General features: G+C 73.2%; 12 protein-coding genes. 3 read left to right on the forward strand and 9 right to left on the reverse strand.

Annotated elements, in window-relative coordinates; genetic code table 11:
- The gene (locus QWJ13_RS21420; RefSeq protein ID WP_316526411.1) at window positions 1-1,089 is read left to right on the forward strand and encodes a TOMM precursor leader peptide-binding protein; all 1,089 of its coding nucleotides are present in this window, start codon (window positions 1-3) and stop codon (window positions 1,087-1,089) included.
- Between the two features lie 656 nt (window positions 1,090-1,745).
- On the forward strand, window positions 1,746-3,122 hold the full coding sequence (locus QWJ13_RS21425) for an ABC1 kinase family protein (protein WP_316526412.1): 1,377 nt from the start codon (window positions 1,746-1,748) through the stop codon (window positions 3,120-3,122).
- 133 nt (window positions 3,123-3,255) lie between these two features.
- Here QWJ13_RS21425 and QWJ13_RS21430 read toward each other — a convergent pair whose 3' ends face one another.
- From QWJ13_RS21430 to QWJ13_RS21445, 4 genes are all read right to left on the reverse strand, one after another.
- The gene (locus QWJ13_RS21430; RefSeq protein ID WP_316526413.1) at window positions 3,256-3,654 is read right to left on the reverse strand and encodes a putative WhiB-interacting protein; all 399 of its coding nucleotides are present in this window, start codon (window positions 3,652-3,654) and stop codon (window positions 3,256-3,258) included.
- Window positions 3,651-4,019 (reverse strand): WhiB family transcriptional regulator, encoded by a 369-nt coding sequence (locus tag QWJ13_RS21435; RefSeq protein WP_432277568.1) that lies wholly within the window; start codon window positions 4,017-4,019, stop codon window positions 3,651-3,653. The genes QWJ13_RS21430 and QWJ13_RS21435 overlap by 4 nt, the downstream gene beginning before the upstream one ends.
- A 168-nt stretch (window positions 4,020-4,187) precedes the next feature.
- A complete protein-coding gene (locus QWJ13_RS21440; RefSeq protein ID WP_316526414.1) occupies window positions 4,188-4,646 on the reverse strand; it encodes a hypothetical protein in 459 nt (152 codons plus the stop codon).
- Between the two features lie 258 nt (window positions 4,647-4,904).
- A complete protein-coding gene (locus QWJ13_RS21445) occupies window positions 4,905-7,187 on the reverse strand; it encodes an ATP-dependent DNA helicase UvrD2 (protein ID WP_432277569.1) in 2,283 nt (760 codons plus the stop codon).
- Between the two features lie 165 nt (window positions 7,188-7,352).
- On the opposite strand from QWJ13_RS21445, the gene QWJ13_RS21450 reads away from it, so the two are divergent.
- Window positions 7,353-7,610, forward strand: a complete 258-nt coding sequence (locus QWJ13_RS21450) for a mycoredoxin (protein ID WP_316526415.1) — start codon at window positions 7,353-7,355, stop codon at window positions 7,608-7,610.
- A 27-nt stretch (window positions 7,611-7,637) separates the two neighbouring features.
- On the opposite strand, the gene QWJ13_RS21455 is transcribed toward QWJ13_RS21450, so the two are convergent.
- The 5 genes from QWJ13_RS21455 to QWJ13_RS21475 all read right to left on the reverse strand — a co-directional run bounded on the left by QWJ13_RS21455 (window position 7,638) and on the right by QWJ13_RS21475 (window position 14,935).
- On the reverse strand, window positions 7,638-8,477 hold the full coding sequence (locus QWJ13_RS21455; RefSeq protein ID WP_316526417.1) for a GntR family transcriptional regulator: 840 nt from the start codon (window positions 8,475-8,477) through the stop codon (window positions 7,638-7,640).
- Between the two features lie 225 nt (window positions 8,478-8,702).
- Window positions 8,703-9,644, reverse strand: coding sequence for an NAD(+) diphosphatase (gene nudC / locus QWJ13_RS21460; RefSeq protein WP_316526418.1), 942 nt, complete (start codon window positions 9,642-9,644; stop codon window positions 8,703-8,705).
- A 71-nt stretch (window positions 9,645-9,715) separates the two neighbouring features.
- Window positions 9,716-11,119, reverse strand: a complete 1,404-nt coding sequence (locus tag QWJ13_RS21465; RefSeq protein ID WP_316526419.1) for a dipeptidase — start codon at window positions 11,117-11,119, stop codon at window positions 9,716-9,718.
- 190 nt (window positions 11,120-11,309) lie between these two features.
- A complete protein-coding gene (locus QWJ13_RS21470) occupies window positions 11,310-14,174 on the reverse strand; it encodes an FtsX-like permease family protein (RefSeq protein ID WP_316526420.1) in 2,865 nt (954 codons plus the stop codon).
- Window positions 14,171-14,935 carry an ABC transporter ATP-binding protein gene (locus tag QWJ13_RS21475; protein ID WP_316526421.1) on the reverse strand — a complete coding sequence of 255 codons (765 nt, stop codon included), beginning with the start codon at window positions 14,933-14,935 and terminating at the stop codon, window positions 14,171-14,173. Before QWJ13_RS21475 ends, QWJ13_RS21470 begins: the two co-directional genes overlap by 4 nt.
- Between the last annotated feature and the right edge of the window lie 64 nt (window positions 14,936-14,999).

A 14,999-nucleotide genomic window follows, 5' to 3' on the forward strand; every position in this document is an offset into this window, starting at 1 on the left:
GTGCGCCTCGCTCTCAAGCCCGCGCTGTCCCGCAGCTGGCGGGACTCCGAGACCCTGCAGTTCGGCACCGTCACCCACCTCGCCGGGGTGCTCGGCAACGCCGACAAGACCCTCTGCGACTTCCTCGCGCTGCTCGACGGGACGCGCGACCGACCAGAGCTCCTGAACGAGGGCGAACGCATCGGGCTCGGCCGCGAACCGGCCGACGCTCTGCTCACCGGCCTGGAGGAGACCGGCCTGCTGGACGACGCGGCCGCGGCCACCAGGGCCCTGGCCCGCTTCCCCGACCCGCACCGCGGCCTGCTCGGCCCCGACCTCGCCTCGCTCTCCCTGGTCCACTCCGGCCCGGGCGCCGCACCGGCGATCCTGGGCCGCCGGGCCGACGCGCGGATCGAGGTGCGCGGCGCGGGCCGGGTCGGCGCCGCCGTGGCGGCGGTGCTCGCCGCCGGCGGCACCGGCACGGTCACCGTCGCGGACAGCGGCCGGGTGAAACCCGACGACTGCTCGCCCGCGGGGCTGCCACCCACGGACATCGGGCGGCTGCGCTCGACGTCCGCCCGAGAGGTGGTGCAGCGGGCCGCGGGCCGCAAGCCGGTGCCACTGCCACGGCAGAAGCCCGACGGCGATCCACCGGACTTCGTGGTCCTCGCGCCGCGGGACGGCAGCGCCGCCTTCGCCGGCGGCACGTACGAGGCCCGGCAGCTGCTGCGGGCCGGAGTGCCGCACCTGTACGTGGGCGTGGTCGAGGAGTTCGGGGTCGTCGGGCCGCTGGTGATCCCGGGGATGTCGGCCTGCGGGCACTGCCTGGTGCTGCGTCGGGAGGACGAGGACGCGGCCTGGCCGCGGGTCCTGGCCCAACTGGCCGACGGCGGCCCGGGGCGGGCCCGGACACCGGCCTGCGACACGGCCCTGGCGACGGCCGTCGCCGGCCTGGCGGCCCTGCACGTGCAGGTCTACCTGGACGGCGGCCGACCGCCGAGCGTGGACGGGCACTGCGAGGTGTCGGCGCGCGACGGGATGTTCCGGCGGCTGCGGCTTCGTGGCCATCCGGACTGCGGGTGCCTGTGGCAACCGCTGCCGCCGGCGTGAGGCGATGAGGAAGGACGAGGAGAGGAAGGAGGACACAGGACGGAGGACCGTCCCGGGCTCGGGCCCGGCGGCTGCGAGGCTCGGCAGTCGCCGCACCCGGCCCCGGGGCGCCACCGAACCGGGCGGGCGCCCGGCCGTGCCAGCCCGCGGCCGGAGAGCCGCCGACCGTACGAGCCGACGGTCGGCGACGCAGCGGAAGCCCGCTTGATGGCCCGCGCCCCGCCCAGGGCGGGGCGCGGGCCGGGGTCAGGGTCGGGAGCCAGAGGCCAGGGCCACGGCCAAGGCCAGGGACTCGGGGCCAGTTGGCGGGGCCAGGGTGCGCGGGATGGGTGAGAGGTGGGTGCGGCGGAGGGAGAGGCGGGCGGTGGGTGAGGCGGGTGGGGGGTGGGGGGTGGGGGTGGGGGGGGGAGGGGGCCCCAGAGAAGTAGCACCATCACACCACCACGTAGGAAGTCGGCCCCGCCGACTTCCTACGCACCCCCTCCCCAAAGCCCACCCCCCACCCCCACCGGACCAAGCCCCCCAACTCCCCACAAAGGGACCGCACTCCCCGCCCCGCCCGACCGAATTCCTCCGGGCACGTGGCAGGGAGCGGGCACAATGGCGTAGAGATGGTCGGCCTTCCGGAATCGGGAGGCCAGGGAATGGAGGCCCGGGTGAGCGATCTTCCGCGCAAGGCAGTGACCCGCACGGCACGGCTCGCCGCCCTGCCGCTGGGGATAGCCGGTCGCGCCACGCTCGGACTGGGCAAGCGCATCGGCGGCCGCTCCGCCGAGGTGGTCACCGCCGAGCTCCAACAGGCCACCGCCGACCAGCTGTTCAAGGTCCTCGGCGAACTCAAGGGCGGGGCGATGAAGTTCGGGCAGGTGCTGTCCGTCTTCGAGGCCGCGCTGCCCGAGGAGGTCGCGGGCCCGTACCGGGCGGCGCTCACCAAGCTTCAGGACGCCGCTCCCCCGATGCCGGCCGCCAAGGTGCACACCGCGCTCGCCCAGCGGCTCGGCGACGACTGGCGCGAGCTGTTCCTGCGCTTCGACGACCGGCCCGCGGCCGCCGCCTCGATCGGCCAGGTGCACCGGGCGGTCTGGCACGACGGGCGCGAGGTCGCCGTCAAGGTGCAGTACCCGGGCGCGGGCGACGCGCTGCTCGCGGACCTCTCGCAGCTGAGCCGGGTGGCTTGGCTGCTGGGCCCGCTGATTCCCGGGCTGGACATCAAGCCGCTGATCACCGAGCTGCGCGAGCGCGTCTCGGAGGAGCTGGACTACGAGCTGGAGGCGCAGGCCCAGCGCCGGCACGCCGAGGAGTTCGCGGGCGATCCGGACATCGTGGTGCCGCGCGTGGTGGCCCAGGCCGACCAGGTGCTGGTCACCGAGTGGATGGACGGCACCCCGCTGGCCGAGGTGATCGCGGACGGTACCCAGGAGGAGCGCGACCGCGCCGGGCAGGTGCTGGCCCGGTTCCTGTTCGCCGGCCCGTCCCGGACCGGCCTGCTGCACGCGGACCCGCACCCGGGCAACTTCCGGCTGTTGAAGGACGACGGCCCGGCGTCGGGCTGGCGGCTGGGCGTGCTGGACTTCGGCACCGTGGACCGGCTGCCGGGCGGGCTGCCCGCGCCGATCGGCGCCTCGCTGCGGATGGCGCTGGCCGGGGACGCGGCGGGCGTGCTCCGGATGCTGCGCGAGGAGGGCTTCGTGAAGCCCTCGATCCGGCTGGACCCGGACGCGGTGCTGGACTACCTGCTGCCGATCATCGAGCCGGCCGCGGTGGAGAACTTCCACTTCACCCGGACCTGGATGCGCGCCCAGGCCGCCAGGATCGCCGATCCCCGCTCGCCCGCCTACAACCTGGGCAAGCAGCTGAACCTGCCACCCGCGTACCTGCTGATCCACCGGGTGACGCTGAGCACCATCGGAGTGCTCTGCCAGTTGGGCGCCAAGGCGCCGTTCCGCGCGGAGATGCTGGAGTGGCTGCCCGAGTTCGCCGAGCGGCCACTGGTGAAGCCCGCGAAGCGGGCCCGCCCGGCCCGCAAGGGCTGACCCGGCGGCACGGAAACGACCCGCCACGGCAACGACCGCAGGCCGCTCCCCCTCAGTGGGGAGCGGCCTGCGGCACGACGGGGGTCGGACCGGAGTCCGGCGGGGCGCGGAACGCGCCCCGGGGCCGGGCGCCTTACATCAGCGCCACGGCGAGCGCCTTGCGGGCCCGCAGCGAGGCGCGCTCGGCCCGCTGCTTGAGCCGACGGGCCTGGGCGACCCGGCGGCCGAGGCGTTGGTTCTCGGCCTCGTGCATCCTGTCTTGCATATGGGCACGGGCCAGGGATTCGTGGAGAAGTTGCATCTCAAGGATCCTGCTCTGGGTCTGACGTTCGGTGGCCTGCTCGGCGCGGGCGGTGGGATCGACGGCGGCGGGGTTCATATCGTGGTCCTGCTCGTGGTGCTTGCTCGGGAACGGAATGCGGGCTGCGGCGTCGGCCTTGGCGGCGGCGATCCGCACGGATCGGCGGAGGGCACTGTCCAGCGGGGGCTGCTCTCCCCGACGGATGGCCCTGGCCTCGTGGGCGGGGTTCACGACATGACCTCGGTCTTGCGCGGACGGCCACGGGGACGCTTGCGGGCCACGACGACGCCCTGGACGAACAGCTCGCCACCCCAGACGCCCCACGGCTCACGCCGCTCCAGGGCGCCGGTCAGGCAGGCGTCCTTCACCGGGCAGGTGCCGCAGAGGGACTTCGCGTACTCGACGTCGGCCGGCGTCTCCGCGAAGAAGACCTCGGGGTCGAAGGCGCGGCACGGGATGGGAAGGCCGAGCGACTCGGCCTGCTCGATCGAGCTGATCTGCATGGAAGGAACCTCCGGGGGGTCGGCCTGGTCGGCCTTGGTGATCTGGCTTGTCTGCGGTACGGACGGGGTGGGCGGTGTGATGACCGTGGACACTGTTGCGTCTTCCTCGTCTTCTCAGTGGTTCCGGCCCAGGGGACTGGTGGTGCTGGGCCAGAGGCCCCGGGGGGCCTGGGTTGGTCTTGCGTACCGGACAAAACAGAAGGGCCGCGGATCCCGGTGTGACGGGTTCCGCGGCCCTGGAGGTGCCGACCTGAGGATGACTCAGGTTCGTTCTCTCCAGGGTTCAGGGCCGCGGAAGGCCTGCATCCGGATGGCCGTGGCACGCGTAAACGCGGCCATAGCCTGGTTAATCAGCTGCTCGTTCTGCTTCGGGGAGTTTCCGGCACCGATGACCTGCGCATAGCCGCCATGCATGGCGGCGGCTACTGCTGCCTTCGGTGCCTGGGTCGGTCGCTCATCGCGCACGGAGCGCGACGTGCCGACCGACTCCCAATCACGGGACAGACCGGTCTCGACAATGGTCCCCTCGACGCTCTCGCTGTTCGTGCAGCACAGGGCAGTCTGCCCAGGGCCACTGACAACGGGGACGACACGGACACCGGTGGTGTCGAGACCCAGACCGGTTCCACCGAGTTCGGCGAGCGCCCGAAGACGGGCAGCACGCAGGGAGGCGGCGACGACGGTCTGGCCAGTCATTTTGGTGATCATGATGCTTTCCACGGCGCGCCTCCTCTCGGCGTCTCGCGGAGCCTGGTCTCCCTGGCTCCGAATGTTCGGATGTCTGTCTCGGCAAAGCTCTCGGGCGAGGGGAATCCGCACAGGTTTCACCCCGTGCGACCGCGTCCCCTTGACCGCTCCGGCAGGCTATTGCGCTCCCGGTACGCGGCGCAAACTATTTTTCACGCGAGTTCGTCGGCACGTCACACGACGGGCTCCGAAGCCACCCGGGCGGTCCCCCTGGACCGCGCCCGGACCGGCTCAGGCCTGATCGGCCGGCCCGCCGTCCTCGACGTCGTCCGGATCCTCTTCGGGTTCCTCCCCCGCACACAACGAGAGCACGGCGGCGCCGTACTTGTCCAGCTTCATGGCCCCGACCCCGGAGATGACGGCCAGCTCCTGGCGGTTGGCGGGCACGTCCTCGGCGATCGCCATCAGCGTGGCGTCGGTGAACACCACGTAGGCCGGCACGCCCTGCTTCTTCGCCGACCGGGCCCGCCACTCGCGCAGCCGCTCGTACAGCCCTTCGTCCATCGTGGACGGGCAGCTCTCGCAGCGGCGCAGCTTGCGTTCGACGGCCTCGGTGAGCACCTTCTCGCAGACCCGGCACGTGACCGGTCCGCGGACCCGCCGTGCGGCGGAGCGTTCGCCGGGCTCGACGCCCCCTCGTCCGCCGCGTGCGCCGGTGCGTGCGCCGGTGCGTGCGCCGGGCATGGCGGAGCCGGGGCGCAGCCCGTCCAGGAAGCGGCTGGGTTTGCGGCTGGCGCGGCCGCCCGGGGAGCGGGAGAGCGCCCAGGAGAGGCTGAGGTGCTTGCGGGCGCGGGTGACGCCGACGTAGAGGAGGCGGCGTTCCTCTTCGATCTGTTCGTCGGTCTTGGCGTAGATGATCGGCATGGTGCCCTCGGTGAGGCCGACGAGGAAGACGGCGTCCCATTCGAGGCCCTTGGCGGCGTGCAGTGAGGCGAGGGTGACGCCTTCGACGGCGGGGGCGTGCTGGGCGGCGGCGCGGGCGTCGAGTTCGGCGACGTAGGCGGCGAGGTCGGTGGTCTGGCCGGCCGCGGTGCGGGTGCGTTCGAATTCCTCGGCCAGTCGGACGAGGGCGGCGAGGGATTCCCAGCGGTCGCGGACGGCTCCGGAGCCGGCGGGCGGTTCGGGGGTGAAGCCGCGGGCGGCGAGGACGGCGCGGACCTGGCCGGCGAGGTCGGGGGCGCCGTCGGTGAGCGGGTCGGAGCCGGCGCGGGCGGCGCCGCGCAGCAGGACGCCGGCGTCACGGACCTCGGGGCGTTCGAAGAACCGTTCCGCGCCCTTGAGCTGGTAGGGGACGCCGAGGTCGGCGAGGGCCTGTTCGTAGACCTCGGACTGGCCGTTGGTGCGGAAGAGCACGGCGATCTCGCTGGCGCGTACTCCGGTGGCGAGGAGGTCCTTGATCCGGCGGGCGGTGGTCTCGGCCTCGGTGGGTTCGTCCTCGTATTCGGTGTAGACGGGTTCGGGGCCGGCCTCGCGCTGGGAGACGAGTTCGAGGCGGTGGCGGGCGGCCTCGCCGCGGGCTTGGGCGAGGAGTCCGTTGGCGAGGTGGACGACCTGGGGGGTGGAGCGGTAGTCGCGGACGAGTTTGACGACGCTGGCCCCGGGGTGGCGGGTGCGGAAGTTGAGCAGGTAGTCGGGGGTGGCGCCGGTGAAGGAGTAGATGGTCTGGCTGGCGTCGCCGACGACGCAGAGGCTGGCGCCGCCGTCGGGGCCGGTCCACTGGTCGAGGAGGCGCTGCTGGAGCGGGGAGACGTCCTGGTACTCGTCGACGGTGAAGTGCCGGTACTGGGAGCGGACCTGGTCGGCGATGTCGTGGCGGTCTTCGAGGATGGCGGCGGTGAGCAGCAGGACGTCTTCGAAGTCGATGTTGCCGCGGCGGCTCTTGGTCTCTTCGTAGACGCGGTAGACCTGGGCGGTCTCGGCCGGGTCGCGGGGGGCGTCGCGGCCGGATTTGGCGACGGCGGCGGGGTAGTCCTCGGGGGCGATCTGGGTGACCTTGGCCCATTCGATCTCGGCGGTGAGGTCGCGCAGTTCGGTGCGTTGGACGCGCAGGCCGCAGCGGCCGGCGGCTTCGGCGACGAGTTGGACCTTGCGTTCGAGGAGTTGGGGGACGGGGCCGCCGACGGCGCGGGGCCAGAAGTACTGGAGTTGGCGCAGGGCGGCGGCGTGGAAGGTGCGGGCTTGGACGCCTTCGGCGCCGAGTTGGCGCAGTCGGCCGCGCATCTCGCCGGCGGCGCGGGCGGTGAAGGTGACGGCGAGGACCTGTTGGGGGTGGTAGACGCCGCTGCGCACGCCGTAGGCGATCCGGTGGGTGATGGCGCGGGTCTTGCCGGTGCCGGCGCCGGCGAGGACGCAGACGGGGCCGTGCAGGGCGGTGGCGACGGCGCGCTGTTCGGGGTCGAGCCCGGCGAGCACGGCGTCGGGGCCCGTGGCGGCGCCGGGGTCGGCCCAGGGGGAGCCGCCGTGGGGGCCGTCGTGGGGGCTGCCGCTCAAGAGGTCTTCCTGCATGCGTTCCATCCTCTCAGCCCGGTGGGACAACCTGGGAGGAGTTGTCCACAGGCTCGGTGTGATCGCAGGATGATCGCTCCGCGTGACGGTCGTCGGCGGGCCGGAATGTCCGCCGTCCGGTGGACGTTGCCTCCGGTGACCGTCCGTATCCCCCTTCCCGAAGGAGCCCCCTCGATGTCCGGCACCGTGACGATGTACAGCACGACCTGGTGTGGGTACTGCAACCGACTCAAGAGCCAGCTGACCCGTGAAGGCATCGGCTACACCGAGATCAACATCGAGGAGGACCCGGCGTCGGCGTCCTTCGTCGAGTCGGTGAACGACGGCAACCAGACCGTTCCGACGGTGCTGGTGACGCCGGCGGGTGGCGGGGAGCAGGTCGTGATGACCAACCCGAGCCTGCTCCAGGTCAAGAAGGCCCTGGCGGGCTGAACGCGCCGGGCCCGGGGTCGGCGCGCGTCACGGCGCGTCGGCCCGGGCCGGGTCGACGGGTGCGGCGGGTGCGGGCAGGCTGGTGCGCGCGCCGAGGTCGCCGACGCCGTAGACGAGTCGGCTGCGGTCGGCCGAGTAGCGGGTCTCGATGACGCGTACGGGTCCGCGCCGGTCGTAGGTGACGCGGGTCTGGACCAGGAGCGGGACGCCGGGGCCGCCCTGGAACCACTGGGCTTCCTCGGGGCCGGGCATCCGGGCGACGAGGTGGTCGACGGCGCCGATCTCGGTGCGTCCGAGGGTGGCGAGCACCGCTTCGTCGCCGCCGTCGACGGGGTCGGGTTCCATCAGCGGGGTGCCGGCGGCGAGGCCGGCCCGGTAGTGGCTCTCCTCGATGGAGTAGGGCTCGCGGTCGAGCAGGCGCAGCTGGCGGCGGACGACGATGGCTTCGCCGGGGCGCAGTCCGAGCCGTTCGGCGATGTCGACCCTGGCTCGGACGATCATCATCTCGAAGTCGGTGCTGAGTTCGCGCCCGGCTTCGGCGGCTTCGCCGAGGTAGACGTCGGAGGGTGCGGCGAGGCAGTCGCGGGGTGCGGGGGGCAGGGTGGGTCCGTAGGCGTGGTGGTCCAGGACGGGGTGTTCGCGCAGGTAGGTGCCCTTGCCCTGGAGGCGGACCAGGCGGCCTTCGTTGACCAGGACGTCGACGGCGAGGCGGACGGTGTTGCGGGCGACGCCGTACTGGCGCTCCAGTTCGCTCTCGACCGGGAGGGCGGCGTCGGCGGTGAACTCGCCTTCGGCGATCCGGCGGCGCAGGTCGGCGGCGAGGCGCTGGTATTTGGGGGATTGGGCGGTGCCCCGGGGGATTGTCACCCTGGTGAATGTAGCGAGCGTGGCGAGGGGGTTTCAGCCGTTTCCGGCAATATCGTCCGCGCGGGTTGACGGTGTGTCCTCGGATTCGTCTTCCGGTAGCAGAACTGGCCCGTCTGAACACGAACAGCTGGGCGCGAGGAATTCCGGAAGGGCTCAGAAAAGCAAAGAGGGGCGCATGGAATTGACCACGCGCCCCCCTTTCCGTGGGACTGTCGGGACGTCGGATTACCAGCGTGCCGCCGAGGGCAGCGGCTCCCCGTACCAGAGCTCGACCAGGTGCCGGGCGATCGAGATGCCGGACGGCGGCAGGATCTCCCCCGCCTCCATCCCGGCCCGCAGCTCCTCGCGGGAGAACCAGCGCGCCTCGGCCAGCTCCTCGCCGTCCACGGTGATCTCGGTGCCGCCGGGCAGCGCCTTGCCCAGGAAGCCGAGCATCAGGCTGGACGGGAACGGCCAGGGCTGGCTGGCGACGTAGCGCACCTCGCCGACCCGTACGCCCGCTTCCTCCTGGACCTCGCGGGCCACCGCCTGCTCGATCGACTCCCCCGGCTCGACGAAGCCGGCCAGCGTCGACCAGCGGCCCTCCGGCCACAGCGCCTGACGGCCGAGCAGGCAGCGGTCCTCCTCGTCGGTGATCACCATGATCACCGCCGGGTCGGTGCGCGGGTAGTGCTCGGCGGCGCAGGAGGTGCAGCGCCGCACGTGCCCGGCGCCCGCCTTCTCGGTCGGGTGCCCGCAGCGCGAGCAGAAGCTGTGCAGCCGGTGCCAGTGCTCCAGCGCCACCGCGTGCACCAGCAGTCCGGCGTCCCGGTCGGACAGCAGCCCGCCGACCTCGCGCAGCCCGGCCGGACGGGCGTCGCCGTCCAGGCGCCCGGGCAGGCTCTCGCCGGCCAGCGCGAAGTAGGAGACGCCGTCCTCGTCGGTGCCCAGGAAGTACCGGTCGCCGGTCTGCGGGGCCTCGAAGGAGGGCAGCAGCACGAGCTCGGTGCCCTGCGCGGTGTCGACCACGAACGCCTCGCCGCCGGCGATCGGCAGGACCCGGGTGTTGGGGTGGCTCCAGGCGGCCGCCAGCCAGGGCTCGTCGAAACGGTGCTCGGCCGCCCGGTCCACCCCGGACCGGGCCAGTGCCAGGTGCAGCGGGCGCTCGGTCTCAGGCACGGTGCTCACGTCTGTTCCATCCCCACGTGGTGAATCATCCGGATGAGTGATCTGGCTGCCATGGTGCGCGCGAGCGCGGGTCATGCCCCCGGCCGGAAGTTCTCGGCCAGGTCGCCCCAGAGGTACGCGGCGGTCTCCACGCCCTTGGCGAGCAGGTCCAGCTCGACCTTCTCGTTGACCGAGTGCCAGCCGTCCGAGGGCACCGAGATGCCGAGGAACAGCACCGGCGCGCCCAGCACGTCCTGGAGGTCGGCGGCGGGGCCGGAGCCGCCCTCGCGGGTGAAGAGGATCTTCTGCTCGAAGGCCCGGCCCATCGCGCGGACGGTGGACTGGAGCGCCGGGTGGTCCAGCGGGGTCAGGCAGGGCCGGGTCGCGCCCGGGAAGACCAGCTCGTACCGGATGCCCTCGGGCACCTGCTCGGCCACCCAGGTCCGGACGGCCTCGCGGACCTTCTCCACCTCCTGCCCGGCGACCAGCCGGAAGGACAGCTTGAGGTGCGCCGAGGCCGGGACGATGGTCTTGCCGCCGGGGCCGGTGTAGCCGCCCCAGATGCCGTTGACCTCGGCGGTCGGGCGGGCCCAGATCCGCTCCAGGGTGGAGTAGCCGGCCTCGCCGCGGGTGCCGTACGACTTGGCGACCCTCAGCCACTGCTCCTCGTCGAAGGGCAGCTCGGCGAAGAGCTCGCGCTCGCGCTCGGTCAGCTCGATGACGCCGTCGTAGAAGCCCGGGATCGCGACCTTGCGGTCGGCGTCGTGCAGGGCGGCGGCCATCTCGGCCGCGACCTGGGCCGGGTTGGGGACGGCGCCGCCGAAGGAGCCGGAGTGGATGTCGGTGTCCGGCCCGTACAGGTCGACCTGGGCGTCGGCCAGGCCCCGCATGCCGGTGCAGACGGTCGGCGTGGTCGCCGACCACATGCCGGTGTCCGAGATGACGACCACGTCGGAGGCCAGCCGCTCGGCCTCGCGCCGGACCAGGGCGGCGAAGTTCGGCGAGCCGGACTCCTCCTCGCCCTCGATCAGCAGCTTGAGGTTGACGGCCGGCGCGGTGCGGCCGGTGGCGGCGAGGTGGGCGCGCACGCCCAGGGTGTGGAAGAACACCTGGCCCTTGTCGTCGGCGGCGCCGCGCGCGTACAGCCGGCCGTCGACCACGGTCGGGGTGAACGGCTCGCTGTCCCAGCCGTCCTCCTTGGCGGCGGGCTGCACGTCGTGGTGCCCGTAGACGAGGACGGTCGGCGCGGCCGGGTCCCCGGAGGGCCACTCGGCGAACACCGCGGGCAGTCCGTCGGTCTCCCACACCTCGGCCACCGGGAAGCCGGTCTCGCGCAGCTTGGCGGCCAGCCAGTCGGCCGAACGCCGCACGTCACCGGCCCGGTCCGGGTCTGCGGAGACCGAGGGGATGGCCAGCCACTCGCCGAGGTCGGCGAGGAAGGCGGCCTGGTGCTGGTCGATGTAGGAGCGGACGGCGCTGTCCGGGGTTTTCGTCATACCGACGACTGTAGTTCGCCGCTGCGCGTGCCCGCCCCGGCCGTCCGGCTGGCGGGCGCCGTAGGGGCTGTAACCTCCGTCACCCCCCGTACCTCCGCGGCCCCCGCGTACCCATCGGACGCCGGCCGGACGCCCGCCGCCCCCGCCGCGGACGATCACGCGGACGGGGGCGGGAGCGCCGGTACGGGCCTCAGCCCGAGCGGCGCAGCAGGGTGATCCGCGAGCGGGTCATCAGGGCCGCGAGGACGGCCGCGAGGACCGGCAGCAGCACCACGGTGGCGGCGATGGTCGGCCATGGGAGGACCAGGGTCGCCCGGTTGGCGATCTCCTCCGCGCTGATCCCGGGGTAGCTGCCCGCGGCCTGGACCTTGCGCAGTGCCACTCCGGGCACCAGGCCGCTGACCACGCCGAGCAGGGCGCCCATGGCGGCGATGACGCCGCACTGGAAGCCGGACAGCGAGCGCCTGATGCGGGGTTCGGCGCCGACCGCCGCGAGGGTGGTCAGGTCCCGCTGGGAGTCGGCGGCGGCCAGTCCGGTGGCGATGCCGGCCGCGCCGAGGGCGACGAGCGCGGCGAAGACGTTCAGCCCGAGCTGGATCAGGTCGACCCGGCTCTGGTAGCCGCGTTCGATGTCGAGCACGTCGTGGTTGCTGAGCTTGGCCAGCGCGCCGTTGGCCTTCTGCTGGGCGCCGTCGGTGGGTGCGGCGGCGGGCAGCCAGGCCGAGCCGGCCGGGGCTGTGTGGAAGCCGAGCTTCGCGGCGGCGTCCGGGCTGATCACGGCCATGCCGGCGGCGGGCATCGTGGCGTCGGCGAGGACCGCGTCCACGGTGATCTCGGTGTGGACGGGCTTGTCCGACGAGGAGGGCGAGGACGGCGAGGACGGGGCCGCGGGGAGGGTGATCTGGAGGATCGCCTTGCCGTCCTTGAGGTAACGCGGGTCGAAGACCACGGCCTTGCCGGCGGCGAGGGCCTTGGCGGCGCCCTGGTCGGTGACGCCGTAGAGGTTGCGCAGCAGTCCCGCGTCGCCGGCCGTCAGCGACGGGAAGCGGATGCCCCGGTGGTTGGAGATCTGGCAGCGCTTGTCCGAGCTGACGATCCGTGCGCTTTCCTCGGGCGAGGAGGTGTCGTCCGGCTCGAAGACCGGGCAGCGCAGCTCCTTGGGCAGTGCGATGTTGATGTAGCCGCAGTAGGCGCCGTCGGCGCAGTCGGCCTTGGGGTCGACGCGCTGGATGTCGGCGCGCGGGCCGAGTTCGGGGATGCTGCGTTCGACGGCCTCGCGCATCTGCGGCAGCAGTTTGCCGTCGGGGCCGTCCATCCAGCCGTTGCCGAGTGTGACGGCGCCCGCCGGGGCGGAGGGGAGGTACTCGCGGCGCTGCTGCTCCTCCATGCTGGCCATGTAGACGCTGACGGCGACGGAGCCGGCGACGGCGGCCATCACGGCGGCGACGGCGGGGGCGGTGCGGGCGCGGTGGCGGACCGAGTCGCGCAGGGCGAGCCGGGGGCCGAGCGGCAGCAGGCGGCCGAGTCGGCCGAACAGGCCGACCAGGTAGGGCACCAGGGCGACCATGCCGAGTTCGGCGACGGCCGAGCCGCCGAGGACGGCGAAGCTGCTGTTGCCGATGCCGCTGGTGGCGCCGAACAGGGCGAGGGCCGCGCCGCCGGCGAGCATCAGCAGGCCGAGGACGGCGAGCTTGCGGCTGGGCGGCTTGAGGGTGTCGCGGCCGGTGAGCGCGGCGACGACGTCCTGGCGGGAGGCCTGGACGGCGGGCACGACGGCGGCGAGCAGTCCGGTGACGAGGCCGACCAGGAGGATGCCGAGCAGGTCGAGCGGCGGCAGGGCGAAGTGGCCGAAGCGCTGGCCGGAGTAGTCCTCGGCGCTGGTGCGCAGCAGGGCGACGAGGCCGATGCCGAGGCCGAGGCCGATGGCGGCGCCGGTGAGGCCGAGGACGATGCCGCCGCCGAGGACGACGGCGCGGACGTTGGCGCGTTCGCCGCCGGCGGCGGCGAGCAGTCCGAGCTGGCGGCGGGAGCGGCGGGCGCCGACGGCGAAGGCGGGGCCGGCCAGCAGGACGATCTCCAGCAGGGCCATGCCGGCGACGGTGGCGAGGATGACGACGTCGGTCCGGTCGAAGTAGCTGGTGGTGGGGGCGCCGGAGTTCTTCTGTTCGGTGTAGAAGGGGACGTCGGCGCGGGCGGGCGGGTTGGCGAGGACGGCGCGCGAGGTGGCCTCGAACCCGTACTGGTTGAGTTCCTTGACCTTCGGCCAGTCGATGGTGGCGCCGGCGGGGAGCTTGACCAGCCAGCGGGTGGGCTCGTCGGGGCCGTGGTCGCCGGGGCCCGATGTCTTGGGGAGTCGGCTGAGCAGGGTGCCGGGGCGGGCGGTGATCTCGCTGGCGGACAGCTCGCCGGGGTACTCGTAGACGCCGGTGATGGTGAAGGGGTTGGTTTCGAGGCCGCGGACGCTGGTCCGGTCGCCGATCTTGAGCTTGGAGCGCTTGAGGAAGTCGCGGCTGACGGCGACTTCGGTGTCGGCGGTGGGGGCGCGGCCCTTGACCAGGTTGATCCGGCCCTGCCAGACCGGATCGGTCAGGTCGGCTTCGCCGGCCCGGGCGCTGAGCAGGCCTTCGGCGCTGCCGGCGGCGGTGTAGGGGCCGGAAAGTTCGGGCACCAGGGTGGCGCCGGCCGGGAGCAGTTGGCGGGCGAGGTCGGCGGGCGGGGTGTCGAGGGCGCGCTGCTGCGCGGGGGTGTACGTGGGGGCTTCGCCGTTCTTGGCGTCGTCCTTGGGGTTCTTGAGGCTGATCCCGCCCTCGGGGTCGGGGGCCTGGGTGAGGGAGGATCCGCGTTCGACCATCTGGAGTTCGCCGGCGGCTTGGCCCATGAGTCGTACGGTGCGTTCGGCGGTGGTGAGTTCGGCGCTGCGGAAGACGACGTCGGCGCCGGTGACGCCGAGGACGGGCAGGGCGACCATGGCGATGACGAGGGCGCTGCGGCCCTTGGCGCGCAGGGCGTCGCGGCGGGCGATGCGCAGGGCGACCCGCCAGGCGCTGAGCTTCACTCGTCCACCTTCAGGCTGTTGCCGGCGGCGCTGACGAGCAGGCTGGCGGCGTCCTGGCTGGTGGATTCGTCGACCATCCGGCCGTCGCGCAGGAAGACGACGCGGTCGGCCCAGGCGGCGTGCCGGGCTTCGTGGGTGACCATCATGGCGGCGGCGCCGGCGTCGCAGCGGGCGCGCAGGACGGCGAGGACGGCTTCGCCGGTGGTGGAGTCGAGGGCGCCGGTGGGTTCGTCGGCGAGGACGAGGCGGCGGTCGCCGATCAGGGCGCGGGCGATGGCGACGCGCTGCTGCTGGCCGCCGGACATGTCGTCGGGGAAGCGGTCGGCGAGTTCGGGGATGCCGAGTTCTTCCAGGGCGGCGAGGGCTTCGCGGCGGGCGGCGCGGGTGGAGAGGCCGTCGAGTTCGCGCGGCAGGGAGACGTTCTCGGCGGCGGTGAGCGCCGGGATCAGGTTGTAGTCCTGGAAGACGTAGCCGACGGAGCGGCGGCGGACCTGGGCGAGCTTCTTGCGGTTGAGGTCGCCGAGGGCGGTGCCTTCGACCAGGACCCGGCCGCCGCTCGGGGTGTCGAGGCCGCCGGCGAGGGTGAGCAGGGTGGACTTGCCGGAGCCGGAGGGGCCCATGACGGCGACGAATTCGCCGGGGTGGACCTTGAGGTCGACGCCGCGCAGGGCCTGGACCTCGGCGGCGCCGTGGCCGTGGACGCGGGTGACGTTCTCCAGATGGAGGACCGGTGTGTGCCGGGCCGATTGGGTGTGGGACATGGAGTTCCCCCCTTGTGCTGGGTGTGGGCCCGGTGTCGGGTCCGGGCCTGGTGGTTCGGGTGCC

Source organism: Kitasatospora brasiliensis (assembly GCF_032654805.1).
In the GTDB taxonomy this organism is placed as follows: domain Bacteria; phylum Actinomycetota; class Actinomycetes; order Streptomycetales; family Streptomycetaceae; genus Kitasatospora; species Kitasatospora brasiliensis.

What these genes read in the sequence shown, in the direction of transcription:
- QWJ13_RS21445 (WP_432277569.1), bottom strand. Translation starts at nt 7,187, where the DNA reads ATGGAACGCATGCAGGAAGACCTCTTGAGCGGCAGCCCCCACGACGGC.
- QWJ13_RS21450 (WP_316526415.1), top strand. Translation starts at nt 7,353, where the DNA reads ATGTCCGGCACCGTGACGATGTACAGCACGACCTGGTGTGGGTACTGC.
- QWJ13_RS21465 (WP_316526419.1), bottom strand. Translation starts at nt 11,119, where the DNA reads ATGACGAAAACCCCGGACAGCGCCGTCCGCTCCTACATCGACCAGCAC.
- QWJ13_RS21475 (WP_316526421.1), bottom strand. Translation starts at nt 14,935, where the DNA reads ATGTCCCACACCCAATCGGCCCGGCACACACCGGTCCTCCATCTGGAG.